This is a genomic window from Curtobacterium sp. MMLR14_010, assembly GCF_001865015.1.
Taxonomy (GTDB): domain Bacteria; phylum Actinomycetota; class Actinomycetes; order Actinomycetales; family Microbacteriaceae; genus Curtobacterium.
The window spans coordinates 125,805-148,828 of record NZ_MJGV01000002.1 but is presented as its reverse complement, the minus strand read 5'-3'; the positions used below and the strand labels follow the sequence as shown (position 1 = coordinate 148,828).

The following is a 23,024-nucleotide window of genomic DNA, read 5'->3' as shown; positions in this document are numbered from 1 at the left end:
CAGCATCCTGTGGTGCCTCCGGGCTCCGAGGGCCACGATGGGCGCCATGGGACGACGCTCCGACCGCGCCAGGCGCGCCTCCAGGACGGCGGCCGTGCTCGCCGTCCTGCTGGGCGGCGCCGGTGCCACGCACTTCCTCCGCCCGCGCGGCTACGACCGCATCGTGCCGGCCGGTCTGCCGCCGCGCACGACGACCCTGGCGTCCGGCATCGCCGAGCTCGGCATCGCCGCCTGCCTCGCCGTGCCCGCCACCCGACGAGCCGCCGGGCTCGCCGCCGCCGCGCTCTTCGTCGCGGTCTTCCCCGCCAACGTGAAGATGGCGCGCGACCTGCTCGACAGCCCCCGTTCGACCAGGGCCTCGCGGCTCGTCGCCGTCGTCCGGCTGCCCCTGCAGGCCCCGCTCGTCGCCTGGGCCCTGCGCGTCGGCCGGCACGCACCCCGCCGGTGATCGTCGCCCCGCGGGACCGGGCCTCGGAGCCCCTGCTCCACCGGCCGGTGACCGTCCACGCGTGGGACGACGTCGTCTTCGCGCACTGGCGGCACGACCCGGAGGCCCTCGCACCGCTGCTCCCCCGCGGGGTCCGTCCCGACGTCGTGGACGGCAGCGCCTGGGCCGGGCTGTCCGCCTACGTCTTCCGCGAGACCGCCGTCCCGCCGTTCCCGCCGTCGCGTCGGCTCGGGTCGATGACCGAGGTGACGATCGAGGTCCTCACCGTGGACGACCGCGGCCGGCACGGGGTCGTGTACCGGACGGTGGACACGAACAACGTGCCGGCGATCGTCGCCGCGCACGCCCTGCTCGGCGTGCCGTACACGTTCGCCCGCGCCGGTGGTCGCCGCCGCGGGGACACGCTGGAGTACCGCTCGGTGCGGCAGCCGGACGGGTGGAGGGACCGGTTCGGGTCGCTGCGGTCGCTCCGGTCACTCCGGTCACTCCGGTCGCTCCGGTCGCTCGGGTCGCTCCGGCCGCTCCGGCCGCTCCGGGACGGAGGCTCGGCACGGCCCCGTCCCGCCGCCACCGTCCGGGTCGTGGCCGGGGAGGTCGACGACTCGCCCCTGGCCGCCGAGCTCACCACACGAGCGGGCATCCACGCGACGCTCCTCGCGCAGACGGTGTTCTGGCAGCGCCACCACCCGCAGCTCGTCCTGCGACGGGCCCGGCTCGAGCGGCTCGAGGGCGACCTGCCCGACGCCGTCGGTCTGCCGGGGCTGTTCGACCGCGCACCGGACTCGCTGCTCGTGCTCGACGGCACGACGGTCCGGTACGGCTGGGGAGACGTGGTCCGGTGAGCGGCGCCGACGAGCGCGACCCGTTCGACCTCGACCGCTTCGTGCGGGCGCAGGACGGCGTGCACGAGGTGGCCCTGGCGGAGCTCCGGCGGGGCCGCAAGTCCTCGCACTGGATGTGGTTCGTGTTCCCCCAGCTCGCCGGGCTCGGGCGCAGCGCCACCGCGGAACGGTACGCACTGACCGGCCCCGACGAGGCCAGGGCGTACCTCGCGCACCCCGTGCTGGGCAGCCGGCTCCGCGAGGTCACCGACGCTGCCGCGACCGCACCGGCGTCGAACGTGGAGGCGCTCATGGGAGGGATCGACGCGCTGAAGCTCCGGTCCTCGATGACCCTGTTCGCGGCGGTCGCACCGGACCCGGCACCCTTCCGCGCGGTGCTCGAGCGCTGGTGGGACGGAGCCGAGGACGAGCGGACGCTGGCGATGCTGCGCACCACGACCTGACACTCCCGATCCGAGCGCAACGCCGTTCGCATATCAGGTATCGTGACCGATGCGTCCGTACAGATCCCTGGTCGAACCGGACGAACCCGACCCGAAGGAAACGACATGCCGGTCCCCACCAGCGCTCCGACCGAGCACCAGCTGCTCCGCGACACCGTCCGTCAGAAGATCCACGAGGCGATCATGGACGGCACGCTCGAACCGGGAGAGCGCCTCAACGACGACGAGCTCATCTCCTGGCTCGGTGTCTCCCGCACCCCCATCCGCGAGGCCCTGAGCCAGCTCGCCCGCGCCGGCCTGATCGAGATGGCGCCGAACCGCTACACGCGCGTGACGACGCCCGACCCGTCCGAGGTGATCGAGGCCATGCAGACCCTCGGCGTGCTCTTCGGCGGCGTCGTCCGGCTCGCGGTGCCCCGACTCACGACGGCGTCCCGGAAGAAGATCCTCACCGCGCTCGACCGCACCATCGGCGAGCTCGAGTCGCACGACGTCGCCGCCGTGAACACCGACGCCCTCGGGGTCTTCGCGCTCTACGTCGCCGAGTGCGGCAACCCGAACCTGCAGCGCGTCTGCATCGACACGATGGACGGTCTGGCCTTCCGGCTGCGCTTGCCGAACCTCGACCAGCTCGTCGACTGGGACCGGATGACCGAGGACTTCCGCGCCCTCCGCGCCGCCACCGAGAACGGGGACAACGTCGCCGCCGAACTCGCGACCGAGGCCATCCACCAGCTGCCCGGCGAGAAGCGCTGACGACCTTCAATTCTGCGAGTACCTGAACACTCACACAGCAACCGCCCGTCGCGACCACCGAGACGGGCGGTTCGTGCGTCCCCCGTGGTCGGCCGACACCCCGCCCGAGGACTCCCAGCAGCAGGCTGCAGCCACCCGGTAGCATCGCGGGAACCCACCCGACGAGCACTCCCGGAGCAGCAGATGAGCACTCGGCAGACGGACCGCACCGAGGTCGCCGCGCGCCTCGCCGGAGCGGTCGGACGGATCAACCGCCGTGCCCGCACCGACTCCGCCTCGCTCGGGTACGGGATCATCTCCGCGCTCGCCACGATCCAGGCCCACGGACCCCTGCGTCCCGGCGACCTGTCGCGGATCGAGGTCGTCACGAAGCCCACGATGACCCGCATCCTGACGGAGCTCGAACAGCGCGGGTTCATCGCTCGTGAGGCCGACCCCACCGACGGTCGCGCGTTCATGGTCAGCGCCACCGAGGACGGGATCGCGGCGGTCGAGGAGGCCCGCTCCCGACGCACCGGACTGGTCGCCGAGCTCATCGAGGAACTGCCCGCCGACGACGTCGCTGCGATCGCCCAGGCCCTCGATGCCCTCGAGCGTGTGGCGCAGGGTCGGACCGCTCAGGAGAATGCCAGCTCGGACCGCTGAACCGCCCGTTACCGAACCGTTACCAGGCGTCGAGGGGGGCTTCACCGGGCCTGCGACGGACCGTCCGTTCAGGGTGACGAGTCATCGTTGCCGCTTCGCCACCGCGGCGGCCGCCCCACACGGCCCTGCACCGGCGGACGGACGGGCCCCACACCACCGTCCGGTCTCCCCCGGCTCCCGGTGCCCGTGCGACGACGCAGCGCGCACCCACGGAGCCGCCTGACCACCGGAAACGATGACAGGACAGCACCCTCTCCCCCCGAGCACGAGCCCGAGCACCACCCCCACCACCCGCCGTCAGGCGCTGGACACCCCGAGCCGCCGGCTCCGCCGGACCCTCCACAAGCGGGGTGGCCTCGCCGTCAGCGGCGCAGCGGTCCTCGCGGTCGCGGGGGGCGCCCTCGCCGTCGGCACCCAGCCGGCCATCGGTGAGGCGCTCGGCGTCCCGACCGCCAGCGCCTCCGCGACGCCGGCGCTGCACGGCACCGACCTCGACCGGGCCCAGGCGGCGGCGACCATCGTCACCGCGCGCACGGTCGTCGCGGACGCCAACGACAAGACGGACACCACGGCACTCGAGCGGCGCATCTCCGCACTCTCCGACTACCGGACGCTCTCCAGCGGCGCGCTCGGCGACCGGATCGAGTCGACCGTCGACACCGTGCAGGACGTCGCCCAGGCGAGCGCCGACCAGGACAAGCGCGACGCCGACGCCCGGGTCGCCGCCGCCAAGGCCCGGGCTGACGCCGCAGCCGTGAAGGCCGCAGCCGACGCAGCAGCAGCGGCCGCCGCGAAGGCCGCAGCAGCCCAGGCGGCGGCGAACACGCCCGCCGGTGCGAAGGCGACCGCGAGTGCCCTCGCCGCGTCGCGCTTCGGCTGGGGTGCCGACCAGTTCCAGTGCCTGGACAACCTGTGGACCAAGGAGTCCGGCTGGGACTACCGGGCCGTGAACCCGAACGGCGGCGCCGCCGGCATCCCGCAGGCCCTGCCCGGGTCGAAGATGGCGACGGTCGCAGCCGACTGGCAGACCAACGCCACCACCCAGGTGACCTGGGGGCTGCAGTACATCTCCGCCGCCTACGGCACCCCGTGTGCCGCGTGGGGCCACTCGCAGGCGAACAACTTCTACTGAGCGCGTCCCAGCCGTGTAAGCAGAACCCGTGCCCCCGCTGACCGGACTCCGCCGCATGGCACCCCGCGACCCCGCGGAGGACCACCGCGCCGCGAGTCCGCTCGAGCTGCTGTTCGACCTGGTGTTCGTCGTCGCGGTGGGCTTCGCCGCGACGAACCTGCACGAGATCGAGGCCGAGGGCCACGTCACGGCCGCGGTCCTGTCGTACGCGCTGGTCTTCTTCTCGATCTGGTGGGCGTGGATCAACTTCACGTGGTTCGCCACCTCGTTCGACACCGACGACTGGCTGTACCGCGTCACGACCTTCGTGCAGATGGCCGGCGTGCTCGTGCTCGCCGCGGGGGTCGGTCCGGCGATGCAGGACGGCGACTTCACCGTCGTCGTCATCGGCTACGTGGTGATGCGCCTGGCCCTCGTCGCGCAGTGGATCCGTGCTGCCGTGTCCAGCCCGGCGTACCGGCCGAACGCGGTCCGCTACGCCGTCGGCATCGTCGTCGTGCAGGCGCTGTGGGCCCTGATGCTGGTCCTGCCCGACGGCTCCATGCCGTTCGTGGCGCCGGTCTTCGTGCTGCTCGAGATGGCCGTCCCGGTGTGGGCGGAGTCCGGCACCGCGACGACCCCGTGGCACCGACACCACATCGCCGAGCGCTACTCGCTCTTCACGCTGATCGTCCTCGGTGAGGGGCTCGTCGCCTCCACGAACGCGGTCATCGACGGGCTGCACGACGCCGAGCACCTGACGCCGCTCCTGGTCCTCGCTGCAGGCGGTCTCGTCATCGTCGCGGGGCTGTGGTGGATCTACTTCTCCCGCGAGCAGCACGAGCACATCCACGGCCTGCCGAGCGCGCTCCTGTTCGGCTACGGGCACTACGTCGTGTTCGCCGCCGCTGCCGCCCTGCCCGCCGGCATCGAGGTCGCGGTGCGCGCCGACGCCGGCCACGCGGACCTCTCGCACGCCTCGGTCGCCGCCACCATCGCAGTGCCCGTCGCGGTCTTCGTCGCCGCCGTCTGGGCGCTCGCCCTGCGGCCGTCGCTCACGCTCCGCGCGAACGCGACCGTCGTCGTCCTCACCCTCGCGATCGTCGCGAGCATCGCCGTGCCGGCAGCCTCGCTCGTGGCGACGGCGCTGCTCGTGGCCGCGATCGTCGTGGTGCTGGAAGTCGCCACCGTCCCCCTCCCAGGAAGCAGGACCCCATGACCACGTTCCCTCACGGCACCACGTTCCCTCACGGCACCACCTTCTCCCACGTCACCGTCGTCGGTGCCGGTGTCCTCGGCGCGCAGATCGCGTTCCAGGTCGCCGTGCACGGCATCCCGGTCATCGCGTACGACGTCGACGACCAGGCGCTCGAGGCCGCGCGCACCCGGCTGCAGACGATCCGCGCGCAGTACCTCGCCGACCTGGGCGAGGACCAGCGCGACGCGGCCGATGCCGGGCTCGCCCGGATCACCCTCACCACCGACCTGGCGACGTGCGCGGCGGACGCCGACCTCGTCATCGAGGCGGTCCCCGAGGTCCTCGCACTCAAGGAACGCATCTACGCGGAGCTCGGCGCGACGGCCCCGGAGACGACCGTGTTCGCGACGAACTCCTCCACGCTGCTCCCGAGCCAGCTCGCCGACGCCACCGGTCGGCCGGACCGGTTCCTCGCGCTGCACTTCGCGAACCACATCTGGCGGCAGAACACCGCCGAGGTGATGGGCAGCCCACGCACCGACCCCGCCGTGTTCGACCGGGTCCTCGCGTTCGCGACCGAGATCGGCATGGTCCCCATCCCCGTCCGCAAGGAGCAGCCCGGGTACGTCCTGAACTCGCTCCTCGTCCCGCTCCTGGGCGCTGCCGCGCAGCTCGTCCTGCGCGGGGTCGCCGAACCGGAGACGGTCGACGCGACCTGGCGCATCGGGACCGGGGCCCCGATGGGACCGTTCCAGATCATCGACGTCGTCGGCCTCCGGACGGTCCACGCCATCTCGTCCGCGAGCGATGACGAAGGCTCACGGCTGTGGGCCGCGTACCTGCAGACGAACTACCTGGACCAGGGGAAGTACGGCGTGGAGTCCGGGGAGGGCTTCTACCGGTACTCCTGACCCAGCCAGGTGACGGACAGGAGGCTCGTGGCGGCGCCGCCACGAGCCTCCTGTCCGTCCTGGGGTCGCGTCAGCCGATGCGGGCGATGCGGACGTCGACGCGCGAGAGCACGAGACGGTGTCGTGCCGCTTCCGCGAGCGCAGCGTCGTGCACGGCGCGGGCCACGCCCGGAGCCGGCGCGAAGCCGTCGGTGCCGATCACGATGTGGAGCACCGCACCGTCGAGCACCAGGCGGCTGACTGTCGGCGTGACGCCGGTGCGGATCGCGGAGACGGCGTTCTGCACCGTCGGGCGGGCGCGGAAGACGTCGGCGACGCCGGGGACCTCGAGAACGACGGCCTCGATGGCGGTGAGAGCGGTGGCCGACCACGTCGGCGGCTCGGTCGGGACCGCGGTGGCACCTGATGCGGCGGTCGTGCCGGTCTGGTCGGCCTCGTGGGTCTGGTCCGTCTCGCGGGTCTCGTCGGTGTCGCTCATGCGTCTGCCTCCCCTGCGGTGGTGTCGGTGGTGTCGGTCGGCGGGGCCGTGCGGGTGCGGCCGGACGCGGCTTCGGCGACGGCGGCCGGCTCGACCAGGAGGTCGCGGACCACGACGTCGACGGCCTCGACCACGAGGTCGGTCTGCTCGGCCAGCGCGGCGGTCACACCGGTGCGGACCAGCTCCGCGGTGGCGTGGATGGCGGGGCCGGCGATGATCGCGACCTCGACCGTGACACGGACGGGTGCGGCGAAGACGGTGATGTCGCCGTCGATGGAGCACCGGGCGACGACGATGCCGGGGACGGCGTCACCGGCACGGCGCACGAGCGAGCGGATCGCGCCCTCGGTCATCACGGGGCGCTCGGTCTCGGAGACGGCGCGGAGGGGGACGTCGCGGCCGGCACGGGCCTCGAGCGAGATGTTCGCGAGCACGCCGCCGATCCAGGACTCGTCGGCGGGGGCCTCGTGCTGTGCAGCGGCTTCGAGCGCGCTGAGCGAGGCGTTCCGCAGCCGGATGATGGCGGCGAGGGCGTTCTGGCAGGCCGGCGAGTCGTCGATGCTCGGGTCCGCCGGCTGCATGCCGGCGTCGAGGTAGTCGGCGAGCTCGTCGATCGAGTGGCCGTCGAGGTCTTCGGGTTCGAGCGCTGCGAGGGCGGTCGAGTCCGTCTCGCGGGGGTCGGGTCCGGCGGTCATCGCCATCCCTCCATCAGGCTGATCATGTTCTTCCGGGCTCGGGACAGCAGCCCCCGGACGGTCGAGAGCGGGACGTCGAGCTCCTCGGCGATCTCCTCGTACCGGTAGCCCAGGAGTTCCTTCATCACCCAGCACCGCCGCTGCGCCTCGGGGAGGGAGGCCAGCGCCACCTCGGCCGCGTGCTCCCGGTCCCGGGCCTCGGCGACCCGCTCGGGGGCGCCGTCGGTGGGAGCGGCGACCTCGAGCTCGTTGACGTCGTCGTGCTCACGACGCGCACGGATGCGGTCGAGGCACTTCCGCGAGAGGATCCGCATCATCCACGCCCTGACGTGTGCGCGGTCCTCGAGGGCGTCGAGCTTGTCCCAGGCCGTGATGAAGGTCTCCTGCACGACGTCGTCGAGCTCGTCGGTGGAGCCGAGCGTGCGGCGGGCGTAGGCCCGGAGCAGCGGCGTGTGCCGACGGATCAGGACCTCGAACGCCCGGACGTCCCCGTCGGCCGAACGACCGGCGAGGACGCCGTCGTCCAGGTCGACGAGGGCCGTCCCGGGGTGTTGGTGCTGCACGCTTACCTTCTACTGGTCGCTGGTGAGGGAATGCCGTGCGCGAGGTCAGGCGACGCGGGCCGGCTGCTCGTCCTTGTCGTCGTCGTCCTCGCCCGGGATGAAGACGTCCTGCACGGTGACGTTGACCTCGGTGACGTCCAGCCCGACGAGCTGCTCGATCGCGCGGGTGACCGACGAACGGATGGCCTCGGCGAGGTCCTGGAGCGCGACGGGGTACTCGGCGACGATGACGACGTCGGCGGCGACCTGGTGCTCGCCGACCTCGACCTTGACGCCCTGGCCGTGGTCGCGCTGACCGATGGCGTCGCGGAGGGCGCCGATGGCACGCGCTGCGCCGCCACCGAGGCCGTGGACGCCCGGGACCTCGCGCACGGCGATGCCGGCGACCTTGGAGACGACGGCGTCGTCGATGACGGTCTTGCCGGAGGCCGTGGGGGTGGTGCTCGTGGCGCGGGTGATGTCGGTCATGGTCGTGCTCCTTCTGTCGCGGGTCGTGGTGCTGTGCACGTCGTGCGTCATTCACGGATGGGACGGCACGGTCGAGCGGATCGTCACGGGGTCCAGCCAACTGCCAGCTTCCGCCCGGGGCACCGGATGCGGCAGGTTGGGGACATGTCGACCGTGATCGCCGTCTGCCGCGTGGACCACCTGCTGCCCGACTCCGGCGTCATCGGGGTCACGGCGATCGACAAGCGTCCCGTCGAGGGCCCGGTCCGCGTCCGCCCGCTCGGTCTGCACGCCGACGTGCAGGCCGACCGCAAGCACCACGGCGGCGAGGACCAGGCCGTGTACGCCTACGCCGACGAGGACGCCGAGCACTTCGCCGCGATGCTCGACCGCCCCGTGCCCGCCGGGCTCTTCGGCGAGAACCTCCGCACCTCGGGGGTCGACGTCACCGGAGCCGTCATCGGCGAGCGCTGGCGCGTCGGCGAGACCCTGCTGCTCGAGGTCACGATCCCGCGCACGCCCTGTGGCACGTTCGCCCGGAGGATGGGCGTCGCGAAGTGGGTCAAGCGGTTCGCCGAGGAGGGCCGCCCCGGCGCCTACCTCCGCGTCCTGAAGTCGGGGCCGGTCGCCGCGGGTGACTCGATCACGGTCGTCGACCGGCCGGCACACGGCGTCACCATCGGCGACATGTTCGCGGGGCTCACGCCCGAGCAGGCGCAGGCCGTGCTCGACGTCGACCGGCCGGTCGCACCGAAGGTCGAGCGCGAGGCCCGCAAGGCGCTGGCCCCCGGACGCGTCGGCACCGCGGTCTAGGAGCGCGGGCCGGGCGCGCCGCGGCGCGCGGCCCGGAGTCGCGCCCACGCGCGGACGTCGCGCCCCGGCACGACGGGGCGCGAAGCGCGCACCGGGGCGCGAACCGGCGCCGCACCACCGGTGCCGGCTCGAACCACCCACGGACGCGGTGCGAGCCCGCTTCCGTTGTGCGGATCCGGACGGCACCGCCTGGAGGCCCGGCGCGCGCCCGGCGGGCTGGCGCCGGGCCTCCAGGCCTTCGGGTCGCGCCCGCCCGCGGACGTCGCGCCCCGGCACGGCGGGGCGCGAAGCGCGCACCGGGGCGCGATCCGGCGCCGCACCACCGGTGCCGGCTCGAACCACGCACTGACGCGGTGCGAGCCCACTTCCGTTGTGCAGATCAGGACGGAACCGCCTGGAGGCCCGGCGCGCGCCCGGCGGGCCGGCACCGAGCCTCCAGGCCTTCGGGTCGCGCCCGCCCGCGGACACCGCGCCCCGTCACGGCGGGGCGCGAAGCGCGCACCGGGGCGCGAACCGGCGCCGCACCACCGGTGCCGGCTCGAACCACGCACGAAGGCGGCGCGAGCCCACTTCCGTTGTGCAGATCCGGACGGCACCGCCTGGAGGCCCGGCGCGCGCCCGGCGGTCCGGCACCGGGCCTCCAGGCTCGGGAGTCGCGCCCGCCCGCGGACGTCGCGCCCCGGCGCGAGGGGGCGCGAAGCGCGCACCGGGGCGCGAACGGGCGCCGGCTCGAACCACCTACGGAGGCGGCGCGGGCCCACTTCCGTTGTGCGGACGCGGACGGAACCGCCTGGAGGCCCGGCGCACGCCCGGCGGGCCGGCACCGGGCCTCCAGGCTCGGGAGTCGCGCCCGCCCGCGGACACCGCGCCCCGTCACGGCGGGGCGCGAAGCGCGCACCGGGGCGCGAAGCGGCGCCGCACCACCGGTGCCGGCTCGAACCACGTACGGACGTGGCGCGAGCCGACTTCCGTTGTGCAGATCAGGACGGAACCGCCTGGAGGGCCGGCGCGGGCCCGGCGGGCCGGCACCGGGCCTCCAGGCCGATCGCGACGCCAGCGTCACGGAGTCGAGGGGCCGGCCGCCCGTCCGGACGGCTCCGCGCCGTCGCCTCGCGTCGGGTCGAGCGGCCGCCGCGCACGCGGGAGCCCCGCCACGACGAGGTCCCACGCGTTGGCGACGAGGTCCTCCACCAGGACCTCGTCGATGCCCGGCCCCGGCGACAGCGTGATCCAGTGGCGCTTGTCCATGTGCCACCCCGGCGTGACCTCGGCGAGGTCGCGGACCAGCGCGGCACCGTGGGGTGGTGCGCACTTGAGGTTCACGATCGGGACGCCCCGCAGCTCGGTCGTCATCACGAACATCTTGCCGACGACCTTGACGACGATGGCGCCCTCGCCGAAGGGCTGGGTCTCCTCGGTCGCGGGCAGGGCCAGTGCCGTCCGCAGTGCGACCTCGTGCAGGGCTTCCCCGTCCATCCCGCCAGCATGCCGCACGATCGGGACATCGTCCCCACAGCAGCTGAGGAATCCATATGATCAGCGTGCCGCGTACCCGATGCGGCATCGACCTCCCGGGGGAATCCGTGCGCACCAACCGTGTCATCCGCACCATCGGCCTGTCCGCTGCCGCAGCCGTCCTGGCGACCACCGTGTCGCTCGGCGGAGCAGTGTCGGCCCAGGCCGCACCGACCGTCTACAAGAACTGCACCGCGATCAACAAGGTGTACTCCGGCGGGATCGCGAAGAAGTCGGTGACCAAGAACAAGGTCACGTCCGGCGGCAAGGTCACCTACCGGGCGCTCAAGGGGACCGTGAAGAAGGACGACGCCCTCTACAAGGCGAACGCGAAGTCCGACCGCGACAAGGACGGCATCGCCTGCGAGAAGAGCTGACCCGACGCCGGGGTCCAGCCCCGGCGGTGTCCCGGTCAGAGCGCCGGCACGCCCTCGCCGCCCGAGCGCGGCCGGGCGGTGCCGGCGACACCGGTGACGACCGATCCCGCGGGGACGTCCTTCGTGACGACCGTGCCCGCGCCGACGACCGAGTCGTCCCCGACCGTGATCGCCCCGATCAACGACGACCCGGCGCCGAGCACCACGCGGTCCCCCACGGTCGGGTGCCGCTGGGCGCCCGGGCCGTGGGCACCGCCACGACCGCCGAGCGTGACGCCGTGGAACATCAGGACGTCGTGGCCGACGACGGCCGTCTCGCCGATGACGACCCCCATGCCGTGGTCGATGAAGAAGCGCCGTCCGATGCGCGCCCCGGGGTGGATCTCGATGCCCGTCAGCACCCGGGTCGTCTGCGCGACGATGCGCGCGGCGAACCGGGAGCCGGGCAGCCCCTGCGCCAGCCACAGCCGGTGCGACAGACGGTACGCCCAGATCGCGTGCAGTCCGGAGTAGACCACGGCGTTCTCGAGGTCCCCGCGCGCTGCCGGGTCACCCCGGCGTGCTGCGGCGAGGTCCTCTCGGACAGTGCGCAGCACGCCTCGTCGAGCTCGGGTCACGCAGTGAGTCCCTCGAACAGCACGGTGGACAGGTAGCGCTCACCGGTGTCGCAGACGATCGCGACGATGCGCTTGCCGGCGTTCTCGGGCCGCGCCGCGATCACCAGGGCAGCGTGGATGATCGCGCCGGAGGAGATGCCGGCGAGGATGCCCTCGTCGGTGGCCAGGGCCCGGGCCACGCGCAGGGCGTCGTCGAGTTCGACGTCGAACACCTCGTCGATGACCGAACGGTCGAGGACCTCGGGGACGAAGTTCGCGCCGATGCCGGCGATCTTGTGCGGGCCGGCCTTGCCGTGCGTCAGGAGCGGCGAGTCCGCGGGCTCCACGGCGACGATCTGCACGCCGGGCACGCGTTCCTTGAGCACCTGGCCGACACCGGTGATGGTGCCGCCGGTGCCGACGCCCGCGACGAACACGTCGACGTGCTCCTCGGTGTCGCGGAGGATCTCCTCCGCCGTGGTCCGACGGTGGATGGCGGCGTTGGCGGCGGTCTCGAACTGGTGGGCCAGGATCGCGCCGGGCGTCTCGTCGACGATGGCCGCGGCCCGCGCGACGGCGCCCTGCATGCCCTCGGAGCCCGGGGTCAGGACGATCTCGGCGCCGTACGCGCGCATCACGGCCCGGCGCTCGACGCTCATGGTCTCGGGCATCGTCACGATGACGTTGTACCCCCGCGCAGCACCGACCAGTGCGAGCGCGATGCCGGTGTTGCCCGACGAGCCCTCGACGATCGTGCCGCCCGGCTTCAGCTCACCGGACTCCTCGGCCGCGTCGATGATCGCGACGCCGAGGCGGTCCTTCACGCTGGCGCCCGGGTTGTAGAACTCGAGCTTCGCGAGGATCTCGGCACCGCCCTCGGCCGGCAGCCGGTTCAGCCGCACGAGCGGGGTGTTCCCGAAGGCCTGCGAGATGTTGTCGTAGATGGTGCCGCTCATCGGTTCCGTCCTCACGTCGGTCGCGTCCGCGACCCATCCTGGAGGCGCGGTGTGCGCCTGTGATCCTAGCCACCGGACCCGACGTGGCCCCTCCAGCCAGCATCGAGGGAGCAGAAGACGTCGAGTGGAGCCGCGCGACCCGACGATTCCTGCTCCCTCGATGGAGATGCAGGCACGGGCACGGGCACGCGCGGAGGCGTCAGCGCACGAGGGCCGTGCGGGCGAAGCGGTCGTCGGTGGCCTCGAGCACGCGGAGCACGTTCCCACTCGCCAGCGCCACGAGGTCCGGCGCGCCCCACCCACGGCGCGAGAGCTCGGCGGCGAGCACCGGGTACCGCGACACGTCGCGCAGGTCCGGCGGCAGCACCGGGGTGCCGTCGTAGTCCCCGCCGAGGCCGATGTGCGCCGCGCCGGCGACCTCGCGTGCATGCTCGACGTGGTCCGCGACGTCCGACACCGTCACGAGCGGCCCCTCACCCTCTGAGCCCGCTTCCTCCCAGTCGGCCCAGGCGCGCGACACGAACTTCGGCACGAACGTCAGCATCACGACGCCGCCGTTGTCGGCCAGGCGTCCGAGCACGTCGTCGGGGACGTTCCGCGGGTGGTCGTCGACCGCGATCGTGGACGAGTGGCTGAAGACGACCGGGCGGGTGGCGACGTCGAGGGTGTCCCGCATCGTGGTCGGGGCGGTGTGGGACAGGTCGACGAGCATGCCGATTCGCTCCATCTCCGCGACGACTGCACGACCGCGGTCCGTCAGCCCGCCGTGTGCCCGGGCGCCGGTCGCCGAGTCGGCCCAGGGGGTGTCGTCGTTGTGGGTCAGGGTCATGTACCGGACGCCGAGCCGCGCGAGGGTGCGGAGCACCGCGAGGTCGTCGCCGATCGAGTGCCCGCCCTCGGCGCCGAGCAACGACGCGACCCGGCCGGACCCGATCGCCGAGCGGACCTCGCCGGCGGTCCTGGCGAGGGCGAGGTCGTCCGGGTACCGCTCGACCATCCGGTGCACGAGGTCGACCTGCTGCAGGGTCGTCCGCACCGGGTCGGGGTCGTCCGCGGGCACGAAGACCGACCAGAACTGCCCGACGACACCCCCGGCGCGGAGCTTCGGCAGGTCGGTGTGCAGGGAGTCCTGCTCGGAGTCGATGCCGTCGAGCCCGGAGTCGTGCGACTCGCGGCGCTCCCAGGGCAGGTCGTTGTGGCCGTCGATCACCGGGAAGGGGGAGGTCATGCCCCGACGGTACCGCCGGGGCGGACGGACCCGCCGACGGCCGTCAGAACGAGCCGGTGACCGCCATCAGCCCGAGGCTCGACAGCGACACGACGACCCACAGCACGAGCCCGAGCACGAGCGGCCGGAACCCGGCGCGACGGAAGCCGGCGACGTCGGTGGACAGCCCGATCGCGCTCAGCGCCACCGTGATGAGGAACGCGGCGACCGTGGCGATCGCCGGGTGCACCGGGCCCGGGAGCACGCCGGTCGAGTTGACGGCCGCAGCGACGACGAACCCGATGAGGAACCACGGGACCAGGCGGACCACCCGGCGCGGGGTCCAGCGGACGGCCGGGGTCGGCTCGGCACCGGCGGCCGACGCGGCGACGGCAGCGGCGGCCTGCTCCCGTCGACCGACGAGCCACGCGAGCCCGAGCACGATCGGGATGATCATGAGCGTCCGGACGAGCTTCACGACGACGGCGAAGTTCGCGGCCTGTGTGCCGTACGTGCTCGCGGCGGCCACGACCGACGACGTGTCGTTCACCGCGGTGCCCGCGAACAGCCCGAACGCGTGCTGGCTCATCCCGAGCGCGTGCCCGACGACCGGGAAGACGATCACCGCGGCGACGTTGAACAGGAAGATCGTGGACACGGCGTAGGCGACCTCGACCGAGAGCGCCCCGATGACCGGGGTGACCGCGGCGATCGCCGACGCCCCGCAGATGCCCGTGCCGACCCCGATGAGCGTGCGCAGGTTGCCGACCACGCCGAGCGCCCGCCCGACCAGCCAGGCGGCGACCAGGCAGATGACGAGCGTGCCGAGCATCACGGGCAGCGACTCGACGCCGACGCGCGCGACCTCGAGGAGCGACAGCTGCGCACCGAGCAGCACCACGGCGAGCTGGAGCACGAACTTGCTCGCGGTCGTGATGCCGGGCTTCAGCGCGTCGGACGGTCGACGTACCAGACCGATCACCGCGCCGAGCACCACCCCGCTGACCGGCGCACCGACGACGGGCAGGAACCGACCGATGACGGTGGCGACCACGGCGATCCCGGTGGCGAGTGCGAGACCGGGGGCGAGCCTCCTGGCGGTCGTGATGGCGGACACGGCACCATCCTGCCGTCTGGGCGGCCAGGATCGGACCATGACTGTGACCTTCCGCATCCAGACCGGACTCGATGCGCCGCCAGCACGGGCGTTCGCGCTGTCCCTCGACATCGGCGCGCACGAGCGGTCGATGGCCGCCACCGGCGAGCGTGCCGTCGACGGCACGACCAGCGGCACCATCGGGCTCGGTGAGTCCGTCACGTGGCGGGCCCGCCACCTCGGCGTCGTCTGGCGGATGACCAGCCAGATCACCGCCCTGGAGGCTCCCCACCGGTTCGTCGACGAACAGGTGCGTGGTCCGTTCGCCCGGTTCCGGCACGAGCACCGGTTCGAGCCGTCGGCTCGCGGCACGCAGATGGTCGACACCATCGAGTTCCGCGCGCCGCTCGGTCCGCTCGGGCGGATCGCCGAGGTCCTGGTGCTCCGGCGGCACCTGGTGCGCCTGATCACCGAGCGGAACCGCTCGCTGGCCTCCGAGCTCCGGTCCTCCGGCGACGCAGCGAGCTAGGGGCCCGTCGGGTCAGGCGACGTACTTGTACATCGTCACGTAGTCGATGTAGAGGTGGCCGGAGGCGCCCCAGTTGCCCACCTGGAACATGTAGCGGTGCGGGGTCCTCGGGACGTCCTTCTTGACGATCTTGATGACCTTGCTGTCGAGCCGGTACTTCACGCTCTTGCCCGGCACCCACTCGATCGAGTACGTGTGCCAGTCCCGCCACGACACGTTCGTCGACAGGCTCATCGCGTTCGCCTCGGAGCCGGCACGCATCGAGTGGTGGTGGAGCATCGGCGAGCTCTCGAAGTTCGCTTCGGGGTAGTCGATCTCGCCCTCCGACCACGTGTTCGAGGTCGGCCAGAGGATGAACGCGGCACCGTTCCCGGTGCCGCCGGTGGCCCGAGCGCGGACGGTGAACTTGCCACCGACGTTGCCCCACGCGCCGCTCGGCGTGCCGAACGTGCCGGCGGCACCGTGCTTGCCGTCGAGCGCGACGTCCATCGACCCGTTCCGCACGCTGACCTGCGAACCGGACCAGTACATGCCGCCCATCCCGTCCGGGTAGGGCTGCCAGGACTTGGCGTACGTCGACGCCATCGCCCCCTTGGCCGCAGCGGCCTTGCCGAAGTTCTGCGTGAAGACCTGCTTGAAGTGCTTGATGTTCCCGACCGGGGCCGAGACCGTCGCAGCCGACGCGGTGGTGTCCGCCTGGAGCGGCACGGCGACGAGCGTGGCGGAGAGGAGCACTGCGGCGAGCGCTGCCCTCTTCGTGGTGCGGTTCTGCATGCGTTGTCACTCCCTGACGTGACCACGACACCACTGTCCCGAGCGGTGTCCGAGCGACCGCCTCTCAGCCACTCGCGGAGGATGTTACGTGGCACGGACGACAGGCGGAACGGGGTTGACACTGGTTCCCTACCCCCAGTAGAGGGAGCTTGTACCACCTCGTGCCGCATGGCAGGAACGGTTCGTCCAGAACGCGCCGATGCCTCGGGTGGCCCGGTCAGCCCTGGGTCGGCACCTGACCCGCGCGGAGCATCGCCTGCTGCAGGAGCTCGACGTCGATCCCGACGTGTCTCCTCGCGATGACCCCGGCGTCCGCGGCGCGTCCGTCGCACACGGCGTCGACGAGGGCCTCGTGCTCGTGCAGCGCCCGCTCCTCCATCGCGCTCATCCCGTCGGCGGTGCCCCACAGGTGGGCAGGAGCGGCGATCGAGATCTGCGCCTCGAGGCCGGCGAGCGCCGCGCGCAGGGCCTCGTTGCGGGCGGCCTCGATGATCGTGCGGTGCAGCACCGCGTCGGCCTGCTGCTTCTCGGCGCCGGACGCCGCGACACGGAAGGCCTCCAGGCACTGCCGGATGGCCGTGGCCTCGGACGGCGTGACCCGCTCGGCGGCAGCCGTCGCGAGCGCACCGTGCAGCAGGGCGATGGCGTCGGCGCTGTCCTGGATGCCGGCCCACCGGGCGAGCAGCGCGCGGCCGACGGCCTCGGACGAGGAGTCCGGCCACTGCGTCCTGACGAAGGTGCCGCCGCCACGACCGCGTCGGGTCTCGAGCAGCCCGCGGTCGACCAGCCGGGCGAGCGCGCCGCGCACGGTGACCCGGGCGACCCCGAGCAGCGCGGCGAGTTCCCGCTCCGGTGGCAGCCCCGTGCCGGGCAGGTACTCCCCTACGGCGACGGCGGTGACCAGGCGGTCCTCGACCTCGTCGACGCGGGTCTCCGGCGCACGAACCGTCACGAGACCCCTCTCCGCCGCGTTGCCCTGTTACGACCACGTTAAACGAGGAGAAAAGGTCTTGCCTGGGACCTTTCGCCCGTCCATGCTGACCGTCATGTCCCGCGTCAGCGAATCCACGATGCCGTTCCAGGACGGCGAGACCTGGTACCGGATCACCACTCCGGACACGCCCGTCCCCGGCGCCCTGCCCCTCGTCGTGCTGCACGGCGGCCCCGGCATGGCGCACGACTACCTCCGCAACCTCGCCGCCCTGGCGGACGAGACCGGGCGCACCGTCGTCCACCACGACCAGTTCGGCTGCGGTCGCAGCTCCCATCGACCGGATGCCCCGGTCGACTCCTGGCAGCCTCAGCTGTTCGTCGACGAGTACACCGCGCTCGTCGAGCACCTGGACCTCGGGGAGCACCACGTGCTCGGGCAGTCCTGGGGCGGCATGCTCGGCGCCGAGATCGCGGTGCGGCAGCCCGAGGGGCTCCGGTCGCTCTTGATCTGCAACTCCCCCGCCTCGATGCAGCTCTGGGTCGAGGGCGCCGCCGAGCTCCGCGCGCAGCTGCCCGCCGACGTGCAGGAGACGCTGACCCGGCACGAGGAGGCCGGCACCACGGACGCGCCGGAGTACGTCGCCGCCACGCAGGTGTTCTACGAGCGCCACGTCTGCCGCGTCGTCCCCATGCCGCAGGACTTCGTCGATTCGGAGGCCCAGATGGAGGCCGAGCCGACGGTCTACCACACCATGAACGGCCCGAACGAGTTCCACGTCATCGGCACCATGCGCGACTGGACCGTCATCGACCGACTCGACCGCGTCACCGTCCCCACGCTCGTCGTCGCCGGCGAGCACGACGAGGCGACCCCTGCCACCTGGGCCCCGTTCGTCGACCGCATCGCCGACGTCCACCAGCACGTCTTCGCCGGGGCCAGCCACTGCAGCCACCTGGAACAGCCGGCGGAGTTCCGCCGTGTCGTCGCGGCCTTCCTGGCCGCACACGACGACGCCTGACCCGACCACGGCCGGACGGGAGGCTCCCCAGCAGCCCGCCCCGCGCCTCCTGTCCGCCCCGCCCACGGACAGCACCGCCCTTCCGACAGCACCGCCCCCTCAGCACCGTCCCTCAACCCGAAACGGAACCGTCATGTCGCAGCAGCACACCGAGCTCTCCTCACAGCAGCAGCTCGAGGCCTACGGCTACAAGCAGGAGCTGAAGCGCTCCGTCTCCACCACCGACCTGCTCATCTACGGGCTCGTCTTCATGGTGCCGATCGCCCCGTGGGCCATCTTCGGCACCGTCTACAACGCCTCGTCCGGCATGGTTCCGCTCGTCTACGTGGTCGGACTCGTGGCGATGATCTTCACCGCCCTCGCCTACGCGCAGATGGCGAAGTCGATCCCCCTCGCCGGCAGCGTGTTCTCGTACGTCGGCCGCGGCATCCACCCGACCGCCGGGTTCTTCGCCGGGTGGGCGATCCTGCTCGACTACCTGCTCGTCCCGACGCTGCTCTACGTCTTCGCGGCAGAGAGCATGGTCGGCATCTTCCCCGGCACCCCGCGGTGGCTGTGGGCGCTCGTCTTCGTGGCGATCAACACCGTGATCAACCTGGCCGGGGTGTCCTCGCTCAAGCTCGCGAACCGCGTCTTCCTGCTCATCGAGCTCGTGTTCGTGGTGGTCTTCGTGATCATCGCCGTGACCGCGCTCACGGGCGGCACCGTCCCGGACGCGACGTTCAGCACCGACCAGATCTGGGACCCGGCCAAGGTGTCGGCACCCCTGATCGCCTCGGCGCTGTCGATCGCGGTGCTGAGCTTCCTCGGCTTCGACGGCATCTCGACCCTGTCCGAGGAGTCGACCGGGCGCCGCGGCGGAGCGGGCACGGCGATGATCCTGGCGCTCCTCATCGTCGCGTTCCTGTTCGTGCTGCAGACCTGGCTCGCCAGCGCGCTCGCTGGCGGTCGCGACGCGTTCCCGAAGAGCGAGGCGGGGAACGCCTTCTTCACGATCGTCGAGCAGGCGTCCTCGAGCGGCTGGGCGACCGCGTTCTTCGCCGTGAACGTGCTCGCCGTCGGCATCGCGAACGCCATGGCCGCGCAGGCCGCCACCAGCCGCCTGCTCTTCTCGATGAGCCGCGACCGCCAGCTGCCCGCGTTCCTGCACACGCTCAACGGCCGCAAGGTCCCGCAGAACGCGATCATCGTCGTGTCGGTGCTCTCCGCGATCCTGGTGCTGTTCTTCGTCGGGCAGATCGACACGATCTCGTCCCTGGTGAACTTCGGCGCCCTGTTCGGCTTCATGCTCCTGCACGTCTCCGTGTTCGTGCACCACATCGTGAAGGGGACGTCCCGCAACTGGCTGCTGCACCTCGTCGTGCCACTCGTCGGCTTCCTGATCATCGGCTACGTGCTGCTCAACGCCGCCGTCGAGGCGAAGGTCGGCGGCATCATCTGGCTCGCCGTCGGTGCCCTCGTGTTCCTCTACTACCGCTTCACCGGCCGGTCCACCGAGGTCGGCGCCGAAGGAGACGTCCGATGACCCCCGATCACCTCCTGCCGAACTCGCTCGGCCGCCCCGGGTTCGCCGCCGACCGGCAGCCCGTCCTGACGATCCGCCCGGGCACCGGCGAGACGATCGGCTTCGAGACGACGGACGCCGTGTACGCCGAGCTCGACGACCACCACGACATGGCGCAGCTTCAGGCACCGATCAACCCCGTCACCGGCCCGGTCCACGTCGAGGGGGCAGAGCCGGGCGACACCCTGGCCGTCACGATCCACGCGATCGAGCTGACCACGCACGGCTGGTCGGTCTCGCTGCCGGGGTCCGGTGCGCTGCAGCACGTGATGGGCGACCGTGTCTTCACTCGCCGCTGCCAGATCGAGGACGGGATGGTGCAGGTGTCCGACCGGCACCGGTTCCCCGTCCGCCCGATGATCGGCTGCATCGGCACGGCCCCGGCCGAGGGCGAGAACTCGACGATCATGCCGGCGTACCCCGAGGGCGGGAACATGGACGTCACCGAGGCCCGCCCCGGCTCCACCGTGTACCTGCCCGTCCGCGTGCCCGGGGCGCTGCTGTCGATCGGGGACATCCACGCGCTCATGGCCGAGGGCGAGTCGTCCTTCGTCGCGATCGAGGCCCAGGGCACCGCCGTCGTGTCCGTCGACCTCGTGAAGGGCGGCCCCACGCTGCGGGCACCGCGCATCGAGACGTCGGAGGACTGGCTCTTCGTCGGCCTCGGCGAGCCCGTGCAGGAGAGCGTGCGCCGCGGCTACGAGGACGCCTTCGCGTTCCTCGTCGACGAGCACGGCTGGGACGCCGACGACGCCTACGCGGTCCTCAGCGCCGTCGGCGACTCCAAGCTCGGCGGACCCACCGGCTCCGGGGCGCCGGACCCACTGCACCCGTTCGCCGCCGTCGGGGCGGTGACGCTGCACCGGGTGCCCAAGTCGGTGCTCTGAGCAGGTGACCGCCTGGAAGCCCGGTGCCGGTCCGACGGGCCGGTGCCGGGCCTCCAGGCGGTCCGTCCGCATCTGCACCACCGGAACGTGCACAGGCGTGTGCAGGAAGATGGGCTCATGGACCAGACCATCCGGTACGTCGCGATCGGCGACAGCTTCTCCGAGGGCATCGGCGACACGGGCTCCGTCCCCCTGCCCGGGTGGACGGGACGTCTCGCGAGCGGACTCGCGGCGCAGCACGGGGCCGAGGTGCAGTACGCCAACCTCGCGGTGCGCGGCCGCCTGCTCGCCGGGGTCCTCGACGGGCAGCTCGACGCGGCGCTGGCACTCGACCCGGCGCCGACGCTCGTCACCTTCTGCGCCGGCGGGAACGACCTGCTCCGACCGCGCTTCGACCCCGCCGCGCTGGCCGGACGACTCGAGCGGGAGATCGAACGCGTCCTCGCCCGCGGCATCCGGTTCGCCCTGCTGAGCCCGGCCGACCCGAGCGCGCGGATGCCGCTCGGCAGCCTGATCAACCACCGCGGGGACGCCTGGGCCGACGCGCTCGGCAGCCTCGCGCAGCGCCTCGACCTGCCCTTCGTCGACGTCTCCCGCGACGCCCACCTCGGACGCGCGGAGTTCTGGTCCGACGACCGGCTGCACATGAACGCGACCGGGCACCAGCGCGTCGCGGACCTGGCACTGCACGCGATCGCCGACGGCCCGTCGCCCGTCGTCCCGACACTGCCCGACTCCACGCGCACCCGGGCGTCCGAGGAGCTCCGGTACTACCGCCAGCACGTCCTGCCGTGGGTGGGACGTCGGGTGACGCGACGGTCCTCCGGCGACGGCCGATCGGCGACGTTCCCGGCGTGGACACCGGTGCCGCCGACGGCCTGATCACGGCCCCGGAGCTGGACGTCAAACGTCCGTGGGGGACCGCGATCCTGTGCGTCCTGGCAGTCTCGTGCGGGTTGCCGCAGCGATGACGCACGGGTCCCGTCCGGCCGGACGGGCGGGGTCGTGGCGCTGCTAGAAATCACGAATGACCAGGGGAATCAGGATCGACCACGTGGGCGTCACGGTGCCGTGCATCGACGCAGCCACGATGTTCTTCATGGCGGCGCTCGACGCCGTCGTCCTGTACGACATCAGGCTCCGCGACGAGGCACCGAACGGCACGCCCGAAGCGCATCGGTACCTCGGCATGCCGTCCTCGATGGCGCAGGGAGCCATCCGCATGCTCGCGCTCCCCGAGGGTCCTGGGCTCGAGCTGTTCGAGTACGTGGGCCCGGACCAGCGCGACCCCGCGCACCCGTCGGACCTCGGCTGGCAGCACCTCGCCGTGTACGCGGACGACCTCGACGCGACCCTCGCCAAGGTCGAGGCCGCCGGTGGTCGACGCAACTCCGACCCGCGCGACCTGCGCGGTCCCGAGGCGGGTGCCGGGAACCGGTTCGTCTACACCCGCACCCCGTGGGGGTCGACGCTCGAGATCGTGAGCTACCCGACCCCGCAGCCCTACCTCGCGCACGCGCCGCGGCCCAAGTGGGCGCCGGTGTCGGAGACGGACAGGATCGCCTACGCGATCTGACCCGACCTGATCGGGCCCGCGGGCAAGTCCGGTCGAGCCTGGTCCGGGCTGGCCCCGGTCCGGGCTGGTCCCGGTCCGGGCTGGTCCCGGTCCGGGCTGGTCCCGATCCGGGCTGGTCCCGGTCCGGTCCGGTCCGGTCGTCGTGGCTCGTCAGGGAGCCGTGATCGTGACCGTCCGGGACGCCTCCGCGCGGTCGCCCATGTGCAGCGTCACGGCGAGCGTCGCGTCGCCCAGGGGCAGGTCGGCCGGCAGGGTGAACCGCCCACGGACGGTGTGCCGCTCGCCGACGGCCCGGTCCACCGTGGCCAGCACGTACTCGTGCCCCGTGGACGCCGGGGTGACGGACACCGCGACGTCCTCGGCCGCCCGGTTCACGCCACCCGTGTCCTCGCACGTCGCGGTCATCCAGTCGACGCTGAGCTCGACTGCACCACCGGGGTGCAGGGACGAGTCCCCGAGCTCGATCTCCTTGGGGGCACACGAGCCCGCGGCACTCGACCCGACGACCCCGCAGCCCGACAGCGTGAGGACGAGCACCAGCGCCGGGACGCCGATCACCGGGGTCACTGCTCGTCGACGCGCCCGTGCCCGTGGTCTGCGCGTGCTCGCCCGCGCGCCCGTCGTCCATTCCATGGCTGCAGTGAA

Annotated in this window: 28 protein-coding genes; 16 read left to right on the top strand and 12 right to left on the bottom strand. The window is 72.6% G+C overall.

Annotation, left to right across the window (positions count from 1 at the left end):
- Positions 1–46 precede the first annotated feature (46 nt).
- The 8 genes from BIU98_RS00815 to BIU98_RS00780 all read left to right on the top strand — a co-directional run bounded on the left by BIU98_RS00815 (position 47) and on the right by BIU98_RS00780 (position 6,354).
- A complete protein-coding gene (locus BIU98_RS00815) occupies positions 47–448 on the top strand; it encodes a hypothetical protein (protein ID WP_071269830.1) in 402 nt (133 codons plus the stop codon).
- Positions 445–1,290, top strand: coding sequence for a DUF2071 domain-containing protein (locus BIU98_RS00810; protein ID WP_071269825.1), 846 nt, complete (start codon positions 445–447; stop codon positions 1,288–1,290). Before BIU98_RS00815 ends, BIU98_RS00810 begins: the two co-directional genes overlap by 4 nt.
- The gene (locus BIU98_RS00805) at positions 1,287–1,733 is read left to right on the top strand and encodes a DUF1810 domain-containing protein (RefSeq protein ID WP_071269821.1); all 447 of its coding nucleotides are present in this window, start codon (positions 1,287–1,289) and stop codon (positions 1,731–1,733) included. The genes BIU98_RS00810 and BIU98_RS00805 overlap by 4 nt, the downstream gene beginning before the upstream one ends.
- A 105-nt stretch (positions 1,734–1,838) precedes the next feature.
- Positions 1,839–2,489, top strand: coding sequence for a GntR family transcriptional regulator (locus BIU98_RS00800; protein WP_071269818.1), 651 nt, complete (start codon positions 1,839–1,841; stop codon positions 2,487–2,489).
- 183 nt (positions 2,490–2,672) lie between these two features.
- Entirely contained in the window at positions 2,673–3,134 is a 462-nt protein-coding gene (locus tag BIU98_RS00795; RefSeq protein WP_071269815.1) for a MarR family winged helix-turn-helix transcriptional regulator, read from the top strand.
- Positions 3,135–3,369: 235 nt separating this feature from the next.
- Positions 3,370–4,266, top strand: coding sequence for a hypothetical protein (locus BIU98_RS00790; RefSeq protein WP_071269812.1), 897 nt, complete (start codon positions 3,370–3,372; stop codon positions 4,264–4,266).
- A gap of 28 nt (positions 4,267–4,294) precedes the next feature.
- The gene (locus tag BIU98_RS00785; protein WP_254787749.1) at positions 4,295–5,464 is read left to right on the top strand and encodes a low temperature requirement protein A; all 1,170 of its coding nucleotides are present in this window, start codon (positions 4,295–4,297) and stop codon (positions 5,462–5,464) included.
- Positions 5,461–6,354: a 3-hydroxyacyl-CoA dehydrogenase gene (locus tag BIU98_RS00780; RefSeq protein WP_071269806.1), complete on the top strand. Its 894-nt coding sequence runs from the start codon at positions 5,461–5,463 to the stop codon at positions 6,352–6,354. The genes BIU98_RS00785 and BIU98_RS00780 overlap by 4 nt, the downstream gene beginning before the upstream one ends.
- 70 nt (positions 6,355–6,424) lie before the next feature.
- Here BIU98_RS00780 and BIU98_RS00775 read toward each other — a convergent pair whose 3' ends face one another.
- Genes BIU98_RS00775 through BIU98_RS00760 form a run of 4 tightly spaced genes read right to left on the bottom strand, consistent with a single transcriptional unit; the run spans position 6,425 to position 8,558 of the window.
- Positions 6,425–6,832: a hypothetical protein gene (locus BIU98_RS00775; protein WP_071269803.1), complete on the bottom strand. Its 408-nt coding sequence runs from the start codon at positions 6,830–6,832 to the stop codon at positions 6,425–6,427.
- The gene (locus tag BIU98_RS00770) at positions 6,829–7,527 is read right to left on the bottom strand and encodes a hypothetical protein (RefSeq protein WP_139200489.1); all 699 of its coding nucleotides are present in this window, start codon (positions 7,525–7,527) and stop codon (positions 6,829–6,831) included. Before BIU98_RS00770 ends, BIU98_RS00775 begins: the two co-directional genes overlap by 4 nt.
- A complete protein-coding gene (locus BIU98_RS00765; RefSeq protein WP_071269797.1) occupies positions 7,524–8,090 on the bottom strand; it encodes an RNA polymerase sigma factor in 567 nt (188 codons plus the stop codon). The genes BIU98_RS00770 and BIU98_RS00765 overlap by 4 nt, the downstream gene beginning before the upstream one ends.
- 45 nt (positions 8,091–8,135) lie before the next feature.
- Entirely contained in the window at positions 8,136–8,558 is a 423-nt protein-coding gene (locus BIU98_RS00760) for an Asp23/Gls24 family envelope stress response protein (RefSeq protein WP_071270501.1), read from the bottom strand.
- 144 nt (positions 8,559–8,702) lie between these two features.
- Between BIU98_RS00760 and BIU98_RS00755 the strand changes: the two genes are divergently transcribed.
- Positions 8,703–9,350: an MOSC domain-containing protein gene (locus BIU98_RS00755; RefSeq protein WP_083392843.1), complete on the top strand. Its 648-nt coding sequence runs from the start codon at positions 8,703–8,705 to the stop codon at positions 9,348–9,350.
- Positions 9,351–10,409: 1,059 nt separating this feature from the next.
- On the opposite strand, the gene BIU98_RS00750 is transcribed toward BIU98_RS00755, so the two are convergent.
- The gene (locus BIU98_RS00750) at positions 10,410–10,826 is read right to left on the bottom strand and encodes an MmcQ/YjbR family DNA-binding protein (RefSeq protein ID WP_071269773.1); all 417 of its coding nucleotides are present in this window, start codon (positions 10,824–10,826) and stop codon (positions 10,410–10,412) included.
- Positions 10,827–10,933: 107 nt separating this feature from the next.
- Here BIU98_RS00750 and BIU98_RS00745 point away from each other — a divergent pair, with 107 nt between their 5' ends.
- Positions 10,934–11,242: an excalibur calcium-binding domain-containing protein gene (locus BIU98_RS00745; RefSeq protein WP_254787748.1), complete on the top strand. Its 309-nt coding sequence runs from the start codon at positions 10,934–10,936 to the stop codon at positions 11,240–11,242.
- Positions 11,243–11,277: 35 nt separating this feature from the next.
- On the opposite strand, the gene epsC is transcribed toward BIU98_RS00745, so the two are convergent.
- The 4 genes from epsC to BIU98_RS00725 form a co-directional block, all read right to left on the bottom strand.
- Positions 11,278–11,838, bottom strand: a complete 561-nt coding sequence (gene epsC / locus BIU98_RS00740; protein WP_071269770.1) for a serine O-acetyltransferase EpsC — start codon at positions 11,836–11,838, stop codon at positions 11,278–11,280.
- A gap of 17 nt (positions 11,839–11,855) precedes the next feature.
- Positions 11,856–12,794: a cysteine synthase A gene (gene cysK, locus BIU98_RS00735; protein WP_071269767.1), complete on the bottom strand. Its 939-nt coding sequence runs from the start codon at positions 12,792–12,794 to the stop codon at positions 11,856–11,858.
- A 199-nt stretch (positions 12,795–12,993) separates the two neighbouring features.
- Positions 12,994–14,022, bottom strand: a complete 1,029-nt coding sequence (locus BIU98_RS00730) for a dipeptidase (protein WP_071269764.1) — start codon at positions 14,020–14,022, stop codon at positions 12,994–12,996.
- A gap of 43 nt (positions 14,023–14,065) precedes the next feature.
- The gene (locus BIU98_RS00725; RefSeq protein WP_254787747.1) at positions 14,066–15,118 is read right to left on the bottom strand and encodes a YeiH family protein; all 1,053 of its coding nucleotides are present in this window, start codon (positions 15,116–15,118) and stop codon (positions 14,066–14,068) included.
- A 37-nt stretch (positions 15,119–15,155) separates the two neighbouring features.
- On the opposite strand from BIU98_RS00725, the gene BIU98_RS00720 reads away from it, so the two are divergent.
- The gene (locus tag BIU98_RS00720) at positions 15,156–15,626 is read left to right on the top strand and encodes an SRPBCC family protein (protein WP_071269758.1); all 471 of its coding nucleotides are present in this window, start codon (positions 15,156–15,158) and stop codon (positions 15,624–15,626) included.
- A gap of 12 nt (positions 15,627–15,638) precedes the next feature.
- Here BIU98_RS00720 and BIU98_RS00715 read toward each other — a convergent pair whose 3' ends face one another.
- Positions 15,639–16,400, bottom strand: coding sequence for a glycoside hydrolase family 16 protein (locus BIU98_RS00715; RefSeq protein ID WP_071269755.1), 762 nt, complete (start codon positions 16,398–16,400; stop codon positions 15,639–15,641).
- Positions 16,401–16,617: 217 nt separating this feature from the next.
- Entirely contained in the window at positions 16,618–17,352 is a 735-nt protein-coding gene (locus tag BIU98_RS00710; RefSeq protein ID WP_071269752.1) for a FadR/GntR family transcriptional regulator, read from the bottom strand.
- Between the two features lie 94 nt (positions 17,353–17,446).
- Between BIU98_RS00710 and BIU98_RS00705 the strand changes: the two genes are divergently transcribed.
- The 5 genes from BIU98_RS00705 to BIU98_RS00685 all read left to right on the top strand — a co-directional run bounded on the left by BIU98_RS00705 (position 17,447) and on the right by BIU98_RS00685 (position 22,379).
- The gene (locus BIU98_RS00705) at positions 17,447–18,352 is read left to right on the top strand and encodes a proline iminopeptidase-family hydrolase (RefSeq protein WP_254787746.1); all 906 of its coding nucleotides are present in this window, start codon (positions 17,447–17,449) and stop codon (positions 18,350–18,352) included.
- 133 nt (positions 18,353–18,485) lie between these two features.
- Positions 18,486–19,877 (top strand): APC family permease, encoded by a 1,392-nt coding sequence (locus BIU98_RS00700; protein ID WP_071269746.1) that lies wholly within the window; start codon positions 18,486–18,488, stop codon positions 19,875–19,877.
- Positions 19,874–20,803, top strand: a complete 930-nt coding sequence (locus BIU98_RS00695) for an acetamidase/formamidase family protein (RefSeq protein ID WP_071269743.1) — start codon at positions 19,874–19,876, stop codon at positions 20,801–20,803. The genes BIU98_RS00700 and BIU98_RS00695 overlap by 4 nt, the downstream gene beginning before the upstream one ends.
- Before the next feature lie 117 nt (positions 20,804–20,920).
- Complete coding sequence (locus BIU98_RS00690; RefSeq protein WP_083392841.1) at positions 20,921–21,685, top strand: SGNH/GDSL hydrolase family protein; 765 nt, start codon at positions 20,921–20,923, stop codon at positions 21,683–21,685.
- A 145-nt stretch (positions 21,686–21,830) separates the two neighbouring features.
- Positions 21,831–22,379, top strand: coding sequence for a VOC family protein (locus tag BIU98_RS00685; RefSeq protein WP_071269740.1), 549 nt, complete (start codon positions 21,831–21,833; stop codon positions 22,377–22,379).
- A 150-nt stretch (positions 22,380–22,529) separates the two neighbouring features.
- Here the strand turns inward: BIU98_RS00685 and BIU98_RS00680 are convergent, their stop codons facing one another.
- Positions 22,530–23,012, bottom strand: a complete 483-nt coding sequence (locus BIU98_RS00680) for a hypothetical protein (protein WP_139200488.1) — start codon at positions 23,010–23,012, stop codon at positions 22,530–22,532.
- Between the last annotated feature and the right edge of the window lie 12 nt (positions 23,013–23,024).